This window comes from Pseudomonas cichorii, assembly GCF_018343775.1.
In the GTDB taxonomy this organism is placed as follows: Bacteria; Pseudomonadota; Gammaproteobacteria; order Pseudomonadales; family Pseudomonadaceae; genus Aquipseudomonas; species Aquipseudomonas cichorii.
Map to the genome: position 1 here is coordinate 4,705,320 of NZ_CP074349.1, position 13,438 is coordinate 4,718,757.

Here is a 13,438-nt window from a genome sequence, read left to right on the forward strand (position 1 = left end):
TCCTTGAAGGCCAGCGTCCATGCCGAGTGTCTTACCAACCCTTGCTGCGATGCAGCTTCACGTACAGCGCTTCCACTTTCTCGCGAGCCCAGGGCGTCTTGCGCAGAAAAGTCAGGCTGGACTTGATACTCGGATCACTCTTGAAGCAGCGAATATCGATGCGCTCAGACAAACCGGACCATTGATAGTGCTCGACCAGAGCCTTGAGGATCTGTTCCAGCGTGACGCCGTGCAGAGGGTCGTTCTGGGTTGTTGTCATGACTGACCTTGAAGCTTGATGAATGCGAAGGTGCGCACCTTAGCCGAGCCATCAGAAGGTAGGAAGAGCTTAGCGTGAGATGAGTGAAGTTTCGCCAGCTCCGCCCACAAGAAGCCTTCATGGAAGACACGGAAAAGTTCCCCTTTTCACGACAAAAAGAGATGTTATAGTGTAACAATAAATTACGTACCTACCCGCTTAACTCTCGACTTGGGGCTCTGCCATGCGCCCTGCCAAGGAAACCGATATGTCACCGATGCACCGCAACCTGCTCTGGCGCCTGACGCCATTGGCAACCGCTCTGCTGCTGGCCGCGCCAGCCCATGCAGCAGAAAGCCTTGAGCTGCAACCTCAGGTCATCACAGCCAACCCGCTGGGCAGCGATCAACTGGCAACGCCGACAACGGTTCTGGAAGGCGATGCCCTGACCCTTGAGCAGAAAGGCAGCCTGGGTGAAACCCTGAACAAGCAGCCGGGAGTTTCTTCGTCCTATTTCGGCCCGGGCGCCAGCCGCCCGATCATTCGCGGCATGGACGGTGACCGGATTCGTATCCTGCGCAATGGCGTAGGCGCGCTGGATGCTTCGTCCCTGTCCTACGACCACGCCGTCCCGCTGGACCCGGTGAATGTCGACCGCGTCGAAATCGTTCGAGGCCCGGCCGCCCTGCTCTATGGCGGCAGCGCCATCGGCGGCGTGGTCAACACCTTCGATAACCGCATCCCCACCGAAGCCATCGAAGGCATTCACGGTGCAGGCGAACTTCGTTACGGCGGAGCAGATACGACCCGTAGCAGCGCGGGCAAACTGGAAGCCGGTAACGGTCAGTTCGCCTTGCACATCGATGCCAACGCCCGTGAGTTCAATGACCTGCACATCCCCGGCTACGCCCGCACCCGCGAGCTGCGCGCCCAGGGCAGCGAAGACGGTGACAAGAAAAACCGCCTGAGCAACAGCGATGGACGTCAGGACGGCGGCGCCGTCGGCGGCTCCTACACCTGGGATGACGGCTATGCGGGCGTGTCGTACAGCAACTACGACTCCAACTACGGCTCACCCGCCGAGCAGGACGTGCGTATCCGCATGCAGCAGGAGCATTACGCTTTCGCCTCCGAGATCCGCAATCTGTCCGGGCCTTTCACGTCGGTCAAACTGGACGCGGGCTACACCGACTATGAACACCGCGAGATCGAAGGCGGCGAAGTCGGCACCACCTTCAAGAACAAGGGTTACGAAGCCCGCATCGAAGCCCGTCATCAACCCATAGGGCCAGTCAATGGCGTGGTGGGCGCACAGATAACCCGCAGCGAGTTTTCTGCCTTGGGTGAAGAAGCCTTCGTGCCGCAGACCGATACCGATGCTGGCGCGCTGTTCATTCTTGAAGAACTGCAAGCCACCGAGCGCTTGAAGCTGAGCCTGGGCGGACGCATCGAACACACCACGGTCAATCCCGATGCTCAGGGCAAGGATCGTTTCGCCGCAGCCGACAACTCCAGCAAGTTCACGGCGGGCAGCCTGTCGTCGGGCGCGGTCTACACTCTGACACCCGTCTGGTCCCTGGCTGCGACGCTGGGTTATACCGAACGCGCTCCAACCTTCTATGAGCTGTATGCCAATGGCGCTCACGTGGCCACCGGCACTTACGAGCGCGGCAATGCCGACCTCTCGAAAGAAAAAGCGGTTTCCAGCGATCTGGCCCTGCGCTTCGACAATGGCACCCACAAAGGCAGTGCGGGTGTTTTCTACAGCCACTTCTCCAACTACATCGGCTTGCTGGGCAGTGGTCGTACCGTCGATGAAGACGGACAGGACGATGCCAGCGGCATCCCAGAATTCAACTACGCTGGCGTTCGTGCGCGCTTCAGCGGTTTCGAGGCCCAGGACCACTGGAAGCTGGGTGAAAACCGCTACGGCAGCCTGGCACTGGAACTGTCCGGTGACTACACCCGCGCCACAAATCTGGATACCGGCGAAGCCTTGCCCCGTATCGCACCCTTGCGTCTGAACAGTGGCCTGCTGTGGGAACTGGACAAGTGGCAGGCTCGCCTCGATATCGAGCATGCCAGCGCTCAGCGTCGAGTCCCGGATAACGAATCCACGACCGATGGTTACACCACGCTGGGGGCCAGTGCCGGTTACCGCTTCAATCTGGGCAGCAGCCAATGGCTGGCTTTCGTCAATGGCGAGAACCTGACCAACCAGACCGTGCGCTACGCCAGCTCGATCCTGCGGGATATCGCACCGGCCCAGGGCCGTAGCGTACAAGTCGGTTTACGCACCACTTTCTGATCGCCTTGAAAAGCCCCAGCGTGCAATGCGCGGGGGCTTGCGAGCAGCACTGTTGCCAATGGCGCAACAGTGCCTGTCAGGTTTGCGTCTGGTCAAAAATTAGTTAGCTCCCTATCATTCTCTACCCTGGCCTGACGTCGTACGCCATCGAGCAGTAGGTGTCATCCCATTTCAATGCACGAACGCCAGCCATGGCGGTCTACGCCTCAACGCCCGTTTTCTGACCAATGGTTGATATCGGCTGTCGGAAATTCGTTTCAAGAACTAGCGTTCAAAAACATGACGCCAATGTGCGATGCGCACAACAGCGTCAATAAAACATTCAATCGTCACGGAGATTCGCATTATGAGCACTGAAGGTGCTTTGAGTAGAAATCGCCTGTTACCCACATTGCTCGGTCTGGTGATCGCGCTGATGGGACTGGTCCTCTTGGTTGGCGGCCTCAGACTGATGCAACTGGATGGTTCGCTCTACTACCTGCTGGCAGGCATCGGTTTTACAGTCACCGGCGTGCTGCTCATCCTGGGACATCGCTCCGCCCTTGGCCTGTATGCGCTTCTGTTGTTTGCGAGCACGGTCTGGTCCTTGTGGGAAGTCGGCCTCGACTGGTGGCAACTGGTGCCACGTCTGGCGCTCTGGTTCGCACTGGGTATCGTCCTGCTGTTGCCATGGTTTCGTCGGCCTCTGCTGCGTGGCGAACCTGCCCGCCTGGGCACAGGAGCCCTGACGGTCGCGGTCGTGCTAGCAGGCCTGACCGCACTGGCCAGCCAGTTCACAAATCCCGGTCGTATCGAAGGACAACTGGACCGCGAAACCGCAGGCACCACCAACACGGCTCCTGCCATGCCCGATGGCGACTGGCAGTCCTATGGCCGTACCGGCTTCGGCGACCGCTACTCGCCACTGGCCCAGATCACGCCACAGAACGTCAACACCCTGGTGCCCGCCTGGACCTATCGCACCGGCGACATCCCAGGACCGAACGATCCGGGAGAAACCACAGCCGAAAATACACCGCTCAAAGTCAACGGCATGTTGTACGTGTGTACACCGCATAGCCAGGTGATCGCCCTGGACCCGGACAGCGGCAAGGAAATCTGGCGCTTCGATCCGAAGATCAGCACCCAGAATGCAGAAAACTTCAAAGGCTGGGCGCACATGACCTGCCGTGGCGTCTCGTATCACGATGACGCTGCCTATGCCGCGAGCAGCCCTGCTCAAAGCCCGGCCACACCGGCTGCCGAAAGCACTGCCGGCAATGCATGCCCGCGCCGTATCTTCCTGCCTACTGCCGACACCCGTCTGATCGCTCTGAACGCCGATACCGGCAAGATGTGTGAAGACTTCGGCAACAAAGGCTCGATCGATCTGAGCGCCAATATCGGTACCTTCGCGCCGGGCGGCTACTACTCCACGTCGCCACCGGCCGTGACCAGGGATCTGGTGGTGATTGGCGGCCATGTCACCGATAACGTTTCCATCGACGAGCCTTCGGGCGTCATCCGTGCCTACGACGTTCACACCGGCCGCCTGGTCTGGAACTGGGACAGCGGCAATCCGGACGATACGACGCCTATCGCCGAAGGCAAGACCTACACCCGCAACTCGCCGAACATGTGGTCCATGTTCAGCGTCGATGAAAAGCTGGGCATGCTCTACCTGCCGATGGGCAATCAGATGCCTGATCAGTGGGGCGGCAACCGCACGCCAGCCTCGGAGAAATACAGCGCAGGTCTGGTAGCGCTGGACATCGCCACCGGTAAAGTGCGCTGGAATTACCAGTTTACCCATCACGATTTGTGGGACATGGATGTGGGCGGTCAACCGACCCTCATGGACATGAAAACCGCCGATGGCGTCAAACCGGCGGTGCTGGCTTCGACCAAGCAAGGCAGCATCTATGTGCTGGACCGCAGCAACGGCCAGCCCATCGTGCCGATCAATGAAGTACCAGTACCGCAAGGCGCAGTCGAAGGGGATCACACCTCGCCGACCCAGCCCAAGTCCGACCTGAACTTCATGCCACCGCCCCTCAAGGAGCGTGACATGTGGGGCGTGACGCCATTCGATCAGATGCTGTGCCGGATCGATTTCAAATCCTTGCGCTACGAAGGTCCCTTCACGCCGCCATCGCTGCAGGGCTCGATCGTTTATCCAGGCAACTTCGGCGTGTTCGACTGGGGTGGTATCTCGGTTGACCCGGTTCGTCAGATCGCGTTCGTCAACCCGAGCTACATGGCGTTCCGCTCGAAACTGGTGCCGGCCGCCGAGGTTGAAGCCGGGCCGGGTCGCAAGAGCGAAACCGAAGGCGTGCAACCCAACAAGGGCGCACCTTATGGCGTGATCCTCGAAGCGTTGCTCTCGCCAATGGGCCTGCCTTGCCAGGCGCCAGCATGGGGTTATGTGGCAGCCGTGGACCTGACCAACCATAAGACCATCTGGATGCACAAGAACGGTACCGTGCGTGACAGCTCGCCGGTCCCGATTCCCCTGACCATGGGCGTTCCAAGCCTGGGCGGCACCTTCACCACCGCCAGCGGCGTGGCTTTCCTGAGCGGTACGCTGGACCAGTACCTGCGCGCCTACGACGTCCGTAACGGCAAGCAGTTGTGGGAAGCACGCCTGCCCGCAGGTGCCCAGACCACCCCGATGACTTATACCGGCAAGGACGGCCAGCAATATGTGCTGGTGGTAGCCGGTGGTCACGGCTCACTGGGGACCAAACAAGGCGACTACGTGATGGCGTTCAAACTGCCGAAGTGATACTTCGTGCAGCAAAAAAAGGCGGCTTCCCCTGAGGGGGAGCCGCCTTTTTACATCCGCCGTCAAACCGGTCAGCAGCCCTTGGAGCCAGCCTTGGGCACGAATGCGGTTTTCACCCCCGGCTTGAGGGTGATGTAGGCCCGACGCCATGGCTCGTCGCCGACCATCTGCCAGCGGTGCCCTTCGCCTGTGGTGTCCTGGGCAACCAGCACATCGCCCGGGTGCAGGACAAAGGTTTCGCCGCCGGTAGTGAAGAACTCGAGCGTGCCGCTCAGAGTGATCACGTATTGCTCTTCGGGAGCGGGATGCCAGTCGTAGGACGAATGAGGTGCCGTTTCCTTGAAGTGGATGATGTCCACATTGGTACGAAACTTCTGATCGACTGTACCTTCCTGGATATGAGCACGGTTGTCAGTGCCTGTGCACAACTTGAACGCCCTTATCCCCTGCTGCGCAACCTCCGTGGTCGGTATTGCCGCGTGGGCGGTACCCAGAGGCAGCATGACCACAGCCGCCATGGCGACTCCGGTGCCCAGTACGCGAATCAGCTCAAGTTGACGAGCGATAACATTTTTCAACAGCACATTTTGTTTCTGCAGCATATAACTTCCCTGGGAATGAAAAACACACTGAAAACGGCCCTGGTTATCCGGACAGATGACCAAAGCAAAAAAGGCTTGAATAGACACTGCTGTTTTTGAAGACGCGCAGTTCGTCTTACACATGTACAACTGCGTATAAAACTCGATACAAAAACGTTATGCACATACGGGTAGCTGTTTATAACGCCGTGGCCTGAGGACAGGGGATAGCCTGTCTTGAGCGTCTGAAGGAAATACCATATCCCTGAAAATTTAGAAATATGTTCTGAGGCGTATTTCTTTATTTCTATTCCATGAGGCTTTGGCGCATCGATTTTATCCGGGCAGTTGAATTGCATCAGCCGGTAAAACCACAAGTTAATATTTCTTCACAAAAGCAGAACCTCTGCTTTCACAGAAAAAATCAAAAGATAAATAGACTTCGGAAGGGGAACAGCGGTTTGACCCGTTTCACAATCAAGTCGGCAACGTGAACGACTTGATTGTGAGCAGGCCTGCAAGAAGATTACTTCTCGATCACTTCCCCACGCATCGGCGCCAGCCGGGCGATCAGGCGGTTTTGCACCGGCACCGGGATTTTCTCGGCATCCATGGACTTGATGAGGTTCTCCACCAGCGCATTGAAATCACTGCGGGTCAGGTTCTGCCCCTTGTGGGATTCAGCCATGCTGTCACCTTTGTATTCGCAGGGGCCTCCGGCCTCGACACAGAGTTTTTCCACCAGCCTGTCGCGCAACAAAACAATATTGACCCGCTTGAAGCGCTCGACGATACGTTCATCCTGGGCAACGTTCATCAACATGCCCTCGACAATGCGCTGAATACCGGCGCGCTGCCCGAGGTCTTGATAAAGGCTGTCATCCTTGGGTGGCTGTTGGGCACAGCCCACTAGCAAGGCAATCATCAGACCCATCAACAGACGTTTCATCAGAAACTCCCCTGAATAGACAGATAAGTGCCGTTCTGGTTATCCAGCGTGGCGATTTCGCCCAGTCGTGCGTAGGCAAGGACAATCGACAAGTGCTTGTTGGGGAAATAGCCGACAAAGATATCAGCCCAGTCGCTTTCTCCGGCAAACGACAGGTTGTCCGGTTTTTCGCGATACTCAACCCCCATGGCCCAGCGTGGATTGAACAGAACAGCCACCGAACCTTCCTTGAGGACGCTGCGACTGTCGCGACGGTCGCCACCAAAGCCCAGCAAACCGGTTTCATTGGCGCGGCTGTAACGCACGCCACCGTTGACCACGACGTTGTAACCAAAGGCCGCCCCCATCAACAGGCGGCTGGCGGTCAGATAACCCTCGACGTCAGAATCACGCTTTGAGCCGATGAGGCTCGGAATCAGGAAGTCGTTCTGGTGTTTGTACTGAACCCCCAGAGAAACCTGAGGTAGGGAATCGTAGATCAGGTCGCCGAACAAGCGCACTTTAATACCGAAGACATCCTGGGTCAGGTTGTCTTCAGGCAGACTCAACTTGTGCTGCAAGGTGCCCAGATCGAAACGCTGGTGGGCATAGGACAACTCGACACGGTTACCGTAGGCCACCGCCATACCGGCCACATCCAGGGTGTAGTCGGGCAAATCGATATGCGTGGCAAACGCGCTTGCGCCCCACTCACCCTGTTCGCCATAACCGGTAATCACCGCCCACGGCGTGATCCCGCCGCCCGCTGCACCTTCTATGCTGCTGGCGCCTCCCGTAGCGATCAAACGACCGTTATCGGCCATGGCAAGGGACGAGAAAGCCCCCAGAAAGCAACCCAACAACAACGAAATTCTGTAGGTCATAGCTCAATTAACCATCAGGCTGGGGGGAGTCAGAGACGTGGCAATCCATGCCTCGAACGCGGAGGCGGTCAAAGGGCGACTGATGAGGTAGCCCTGAGCCGTATCGCAATGCCAACGCTCAAGCAAATCCAGGCTGTGCTGATACTCGACACCCTCGGCAACCACCTTGAGTCCCAGGTTGTGACTCATCTCGATGGTGGAACGCACGATCACAGCGTCCTCACTGGTTTCATCCAGGTTGCGAACAAAGGACTGGTCGATTTTCAACTCCTGTACCGGCAATCGTTTGAGGTGTGCCAATGAAGAGTAGCCGGTGCCGAAGTCGTCCACCGAAAGACTGATGCCGCAATCGCGCAAACGGTTGAGCACGAGCAGGGCTTTCTCAGGCTCGCTCATCACGGCGCTTTCCGTGATCTCGAAAATCAGTTGCTCGGCCGGTACGCCATAAAGGTTGAGCAGCGTTACAACGTGTCCGACCAGATCGCCACTGAGCAGGTCATCGGCAGAAATATTGACCGACAGCTGGATGACCAGGCCACGCTTGTTCCACTCGGCCAACTGGCGCATGGCTTCCTCAATCACCCAGTTGGTCAGCAACTGGATGCTGCCGGTACGCTCGGCCAGCACGATGAACTCGGCAGGCGATACATTGCCGAACTGCGGATGACTCCAGCGCAACAAGGCTTCGGCCTGACACACATGACCTTTGCTGATATCCAGCTTGGGTTGGTAATGCAGCATCAGCTCGCCATTCTGCGCAGCCTTGCGCAAGTCGCGGATCAAGCTGATCTGGCGCTGGTGAGCCAGGTCGCGACCATCTTCATAGATCTGCATGCGCCCCGGCAGGCTTGCCGCATCTTTACGGGCAATTGCTGCACGGCTGAGCAGTTCTTTGGGGGCATCACCGTTTTCGGGATAGGTAGTGATACCGATACAGCACTCAAGGGAGACATCCTGGTTATCCACACGATGCGGTTCGCTGAGGATACGCTGCAGGGTATCGCCCATGGCCACGGCACCATCGCTGGTGGTGTTATCCAGCAACAACAGGAACTCATCGACCGCCAGGCGGGCCACGGTATCACCGGAGCCCAGGGCATCCTGCAGTTGCCTGCTCACCTGGCGCAACAATTGATCCACACCTTCGGCGCCACTGCTTTCGTTGATCGACGCCATGTTCTCGATGCCCAGGTACATCAAGGCCACCGGGCGCTCCGCAGCAATCGCACTGCCCAGACGCTCCATGACCAGCGCCCGGTTAGGCAGACCGGTCACCGCATCATGCAAGGCGTTGTGCGCCAGTTGCCCTTCACGCTCTGCAATACCCTGCTGCATGGCGTTGATGGCGCCTGCGAGCATGCCCAGTTCGTCGCTGCGCGTCATCACCACCGGCGTTTCATAATCACCATCACCGATACGCTGGGCCGCCAGTGCCAGTTCCCGAACCGGAGTGGACACGCTGCGCGCCAGTGCCAGCGTACCTAACAAAGAACCAAACAGTGCCGCCAGGGATATCCAGAAGATCTTTTCATCCAGAGGCGCAAAGGCCTGCAAGGCCTTGTCCAGCGGGCTTTGCAGCAAAGCGATCACTTGCCCGTCGCTGGCCTGGCCGGTGTTGGCCAGCATCAGTGACTGGCTGAGAAAGTTCTGATTCAACTGCTCGGTGACGCGCATCTGCCCCTCGGACAAACTACGCATCAACTCGACCATGCCGGGGCGCAACGCCTCAGGCTGGGTACTGATCAACTCGCCAGGCTGGCCGTGCTCCACGGTCAGGAACGACACTTCGAGTCCACTGAGGGAGCGCAGCTCCTGAGCGATATCGTTATCGATGGCAAACCCCATCACGACACGTCCGATGGGCAAGGGAGCCAGGACCGTACTCTCAACCAGCAAGTGCGGTATGCCGCCGCCCGGGACGATCAGCACCGACTGTTTATTGCGCTTGGCATTACGCAATGCCTGGTCGTAGACGAACTTCGAGCCTTCAGGCACGTTGGATTCGGTACTGGAGATCACCGTACCGTCCATGCCCAGCAGAAACATGTCGCTGGCATTGATCCGCGCACCATGGTTCAACAGCACCGAGCGGATGGTCGATGAGTCCTCGCTGGCTACCGCGTCGCGGAAGCCGAAATCGGCAGAGAGTAATTGCACCGTATCGCGCAAGCGCTTGCCACGCAGCTCGATCAGGCGTTCAAAAACCCGACTGCCCACTTCCAGTTGCGCCTGAGCCTGAGTACGGACCGCATCGCCCGTCGCGATCTTGACGGCAAAAAACACCGCGCTGACCACGATAAGCAACAAAGCGATCAATACGCAGGCAATGCGCGCCTGAAAGCTGTTACGAAAATTCATCAATGAGCAGCCTTGTGGAAAGCTTCGCCAAACGCTCCCGGAGCGGGCCTGGCAGGTTTGTCTTCATTCTTGACCTCGACATCGAGGTTGAAGCGCTGGGTCAGGCCCGAAGCAGGAATATCGAACTCGCCCCCCGAAACCGGCTGCATGTCTTCAGCCTGAGGATGCCAGAGCGTTGCCACGTAATGACCGGCAGGTAACAGGTCAAGCTTGAGGGTGCCATTGCTGTCGGTCACACCGAACCATGGTTCGTCAGTGACATAGATGTAGCCGACCATCCAGTCATGGATATTGCAGCCAAGCACCACGACACCCGCCTTGTCGAACAGCAACGGCTCGGAAGGTGTGCCTTCATAGAGACGCAGCTCGAAGCGTTTTGCGGGGGAGAAGGAATAGACCTGGTGACGAATGTTGTCACTGTTGGGGAATTTGACTTGCGCGCCGGTGTGCACAGCCAGCACGCGCGGCGAAAACTCCTGGTCGCGCTGGTCCATTTCAGCCTTGCCACCGCTGACAGCACCTGCGGCAGGTCCTTTGAGCGTCAGGACCGCATCGGCAAGCGGTTTGCCTTGCTTGTCGAATACCTGGGCAGTCAATGCCGCAGCAGATGCATGTGCAGCGGACAACGCCAATAATCCAGTCAGGACAACTGAAGAAAATACTCTGGTCATACTCGATTCAATCCAAAACGGCAGTACTGATAACAAGAACGCCAGCCTTGGCATGGTTTTGCATGCAGATGAACTGTCGACCCATTAAGAGCACGCAACATCAGGCATTTGCCATCAAGCAATCAAACCTTAAAAAACACAGGGCAATGCCCTGCATATCATTGACTGATTGCCTCCTACTCACGCTATCGACCGCCCCCATTGAAACCTGAGGGCACTTGCCCCATCTAAGCATCATGTTCAATTTCGCAGGTGCCCTATGAGTGACCAGCAGAAAGACTCACAAGATTTGCCTGATGACGCAGCCGAACACACGATTCATCTGAGCTCCGACAGCACGTCCCTTGCTCTTCCAGGCCAGAACCTGCCGGACAAGGTCTACATCATTCCGATCCACAACCGTCCCTTCTTTCCGGCACAGGTTCTGCCTGTGATCGTCAATGAAGAGCCGTGGGCCGAAACCCTGGAGCTGGTCAGCAAGTCCGAACATCACTCGCTTGCGCTGTTTTTCATGGACACTCCCCAGGAGGATCCTCGCCACTTCAATACCAAGGCGCTTCCCGAGTATGGCACTTTGGTCAAGGTTCACCATGCCAGCCGCGAAAATGGTCGATTACAGTTCGTGGCCCAGGGTTTGAGCCGCGTTCGTATCCGTACCTGGCTCAAGCACCATCGCCCGCCTTATCTGGTAGAAATCGAATATCCGCAGCAGCCCAACGAGCCCACCGACGAGGTCAAGGCCTACGGCATGGCCCTGATCAACGCGATCAAGGAACTGCTGCCCCTCAACCCGCTTTACAGCGAAGAGCTGAAGAATTACCTCAACCGTTTCAGCCCCAACGATCCCTCGCCCCTCACTGACTTCGCCGCCGCCCTGACATCAGCCACCGGCGTCGAACTGCAGGAAGTACTCGATTGCGTCCCCATGCTCAAGCGCATGGAGAAAGTCCTGCCGATGCTGCGCAAGGAAGTCGAAGTCGCGCGCCTGCAAAAAGAGATCTCCGCCGAGGTCAATCGCAAGATCGGCGAACATCAGCGCCAGTTCTTCCTGAAAGAACAACTCAAGGTCATCCAGCAGGAACTGGGGCTGAGCAAGGACGATCGCAGCGCCGATATCGAACAGTTCGAGCAGCGCCTGGAAGGCAAGACCCTGCCGCCCCAGGCCCGCAAGAAAATCGACGAGGAAATCGGCAAGCTCAAGGTCCTGGAAACCGGCTCCCCCGAATACGCCGTGACCCGCAACTATCTGGACTGGGCCAGCTCTTTGCCCTGGGGCGTCTACGGCGAAGACAAACTGGACCTCAAGCACGCCCGCAAGGTGCTCGACCAGCACCATGCCGGGCTCGACGACATCAAGGCACGTATTCTCGAATTTCTCGCCGTGGGAGCCTATAAAGGCGAAATCAGCGGCTCGATTGTCCTCCTGGTCGGCCCGCCGGGCGTGGGCAAGACCAGCGTCGGACGTTCGATTGCCGAATCCCTTGGCCGTCCTTTCTATCGCCTGAGCGTAGGCGGCATGCGCGACGAGGCCGAAATCAAGGGCCACCGCCGTACCTACATCGGCGCCCAACCGGGCAAGCTGGTGCAGGCACTCAAGGATGTGGAAGTGATGAACCCGGTCATCATGCTCGATGAAATCGACAAGATGGGCCAGAGCTACCAGGGCGACCCGGCTTCCGCGCTGCTGGAAACCCTGGATCCGGAACAGAACGTCGAATTCCTCGACCACTACCTGGACCTGCGCCTGGACCTGTCCAAGGTGCTGTTCGTCTGCACCGCCAACACACTGGACTCGATTCCAGGCCCCCTGCTGGACCGGATGGAAGTGATCCGCCTGTCCGGCTATATCACCGAAGAAAAACTCGCCATTGCCAAACGCCACCTGTGGCCCAAGCAACTGGACAAGGCCGGTGTCACCAAGAACAAACTGTCGATCAGCGACAGCGCCCTGCGCGCAGTCATCGAAGGCTACGCCCGCGAAGCCGGTGTGAGGCAACTGGAGAAGCAACTGGGCAAGCTGGTGCGCAAGGCGGTGGTCAAGCTGCTGGACGAACCCGACTCAGTCATCAAGATCGGCAACAAGGATCTGGAGGCTTCACTGGGCATGCCGGTGTTCCGCAGCGAACAGGTCTTGTCCGGCACCGGCGTCATTACAGGCCTGGCCTGGACCAGCATGGGCGGCGCCACTCTGCCTATCGAAGCGACACGCATCCACACCCTGAACCGCGGCTTCAAGCTGACCGGGCAACTGGGTGATGTGATGAAAGAGTCTGCAGAAATAGCCTACAGCTACGTCAGTTCCAACCTGAAAAGCTTCGGCGGCGATGCGAAGTTCTTCGACGAGGCCTTTGTCCATCTCCACGTTCCGGAAGGCGCAACGCCCAAGGACGGCCCGAGTGCCGGCGTGACCATGGCCAGTGCCCTGCTGTCTCTGGCACGCAATCAGCCACCTAAGAAAGGCGTGGCCATGACCGGCGAGCTGACACTGACAGGGCATGTCCTGCCGATTGGTGGCGTGCGTGAGAAGGTCATTGCGGCACGGCGCCAGAAGATCAACGAACTGATCCTGCCGGAACCCAATCGCGGAAACTTCGAGGAGCTACCCGATTACCTGAAGGAAGGACTGACCGTTCACTTCGCCAAGCGCTTTGCGGATGTGGCGAAAGTGTTGTTCTGAAGGTTTGCCTTCGTGAAGGGTTTGCCCCC

At 58.2% G+C, this 13,438-nt stretch carries 9 protein-coding genes; 3 read left to right on the plus strand and 6 right to left on the minus strand.

From position 1 onward, the window contains the following. Positions 1–31: 31 nt before the first annotated feature. Positions 32–259: a VF530 family protein gene (locus tag KGD89_RS20050; RefSeq protein WP_025261551.1), complete on the minus strand. Its 228-nt coding sequence runs from the start codon at positions 257–259 to the stop codon at positions 32–34. A gap of 256 nt (positions 260–515) precedes the next feature. Between KGD89_RS20050 and KGD89_RS20055 the strand changes: the two genes are divergently transcribed. Then, entirely contained in the window at positions 516–2,546 is a 2,031-nt protein-coding gene (locus KGD89_RS20055; protein WP_025261552.1) for a TonB-dependent receptor, read from the plus strand. 346 nt (positions 2,547–2,892) lie between these two features. Next, the gene (locus KGD89_RS20060; protein ID WP_025261553.1) at positions 2,893–5,310 is read left to right on the plus strand and encodes a glucose/quinate/shikimate family membrane-bound PQQ-dependent dehydrogenase; all 2,418 of its coding nucleotides are present in this window, start codon (positions 2,893–2,895) and stop codon (positions 5,308–5,310) included. A 71-nt stretch (positions 5,311–5,381) separates the two neighbouring features. Here KGD89_RS20060 and KGD89_RS20065 read toward each other — a convergent pair whose 3' ends face one another. The 5 genes from KGD89_RS20065 to KGD89_RS20085 form a co-directional block, all read right to left on the minus strand. Next, on the minus strand, positions 5,382–5,828 hold the full coding sequence (locus tag KGD89_RS20065; RefSeq protein ID WP_236249407.1) for a cupin domain-containing protein: 447 nt from the start codon (positions 5,826–5,828) through the stop codon (positions 5,382–5,384). Positions 5,829–6,417: 589 nt separating this feature from the next. Further along, a complete protein-coding gene (locus KGD89_RS20070) occupies positions 6,418–6,840 on the minus strand; it encodes a group I truncated hemoglobin (RefSeq protein ID WP_025261555.1) in 423 nt (140 codons plus the stop codon). Continuing rightward, entirely contained in the window at positions 6,840–7,703 is an 864-nt protein-coding gene (locus KGD89_RS20075; RefSeq protein ID WP_025261556.1) for a DUF3034 family protein, read from the minus strand. The genes KGD89_RS20070 and KGD89_RS20075 overlap by 1 nt, the downstream gene beginning before the upstream one ends. Positions 7,704–7,706: 3 nt before the next feature. After that, entirely contained in the window at positions 7,707–10,061 is a 2,355-nt protein-coding gene (locus KGD89_RS20080) for a bifunctional diguanylate cyclase/phosphodiesterase (RefSeq protein ID WP_025261557.1), read from the minus strand. Further along, on the minus strand, positions 10,061–10,732 hold the full coding sequence (locus KGD89_RS20085; protein ID WP_025261558.1) for a methylamine utilization protein: 672 nt from the start codon (positions 10,730–10,732) through the stop codon (positions 10,061–10,063). The genes KGD89_RS20080 and KGD89_RS20085 overlap by 1 nt, the downstream gene beginning before the upstream one ends. Positions 10,733–10,991: 259 nt before the next feature. Between KGD89_RS20085 and lon the strand changes: the two genes are divergently transcribed. Then, entirely contained in the window at positions 10,992–13,409 is a 2,418-nt protein-coding gene (gene lon, locus KGD89_RS20090; protein ID WP_025261559.1) for an endopeptidase La, read from the plus strand. The last annotated feature ends 29 nt before the right edge of the window (positions 13,410–13,438 follow it).

Excerpts from the sequence above, each read along its gene's own strand:
- KGD89_RS20070 (WP_025261555.1), bottom strand. The coding sequence starts at position 6,840 with ATGAAACGTCTGTTGATGGGTCTGATGATTGCCTTGCTAGTGGGCTGT.
- KGD89_RS20085 (WP_025261558.1), bottom strand. The coding sequence starts at position 10,732 with ATGACCAGAGTATTTTCTTCAGTTGTCCTGACTGGATTATTGGCGTTG.
- KGD89_RS20075 (WP_025261556.1), bottom strand. The coding sequence starts at position 7,703 with ATGACCTACAGAATTTCGTTGTTGTTGGGTTGCTTTCTGGGGGCTTTC.
- lon (WP_025261559.1), top strand. The coding sequence starts at position 10,992 with ATGAGTGACCAGCAGAAAGACTCACAAGATTTGCCTGATGACGCAGCC.
- KGD89_RS20080 (WP_025261557.1), bottom strand. The coding sequence starts at position 10,061 with ATGAATTTTCGTAACAGCTTTCAGGCGCGCATTGCCTGCGTATTGATC.
- KGD89_RS20055 (WP_025261552.1), top strand. The coding sequence starts at position 516 with ATGCACCGCAACCTGCTCTGGCGCCTGACGCCATTGGCAACCGCTCTG.
- KGD89_RS20065 (WP_236249407.1), bottom strand. The coding sequence starts at position 5,828 with ATGGCGGCTGTGGTCATGCTGCCTCTGGGTACCGCCCACGCGGCAATA.
- KGD89_RS20050 (WP_025261551.1), bottom strand. The coding sequence starts at position 259 with ATGACAACAACCCAGAACGACCCTCTGCACGGCGTCACGCTGGAACAG.
- KGD89_RS20060 (WP_025261553.1), top strand. The coding sequence starts at position 2,893 with ATGAGCACTGAAGGTGCTTTGAGTAGAAATCGCCTGTTACCCACATTG.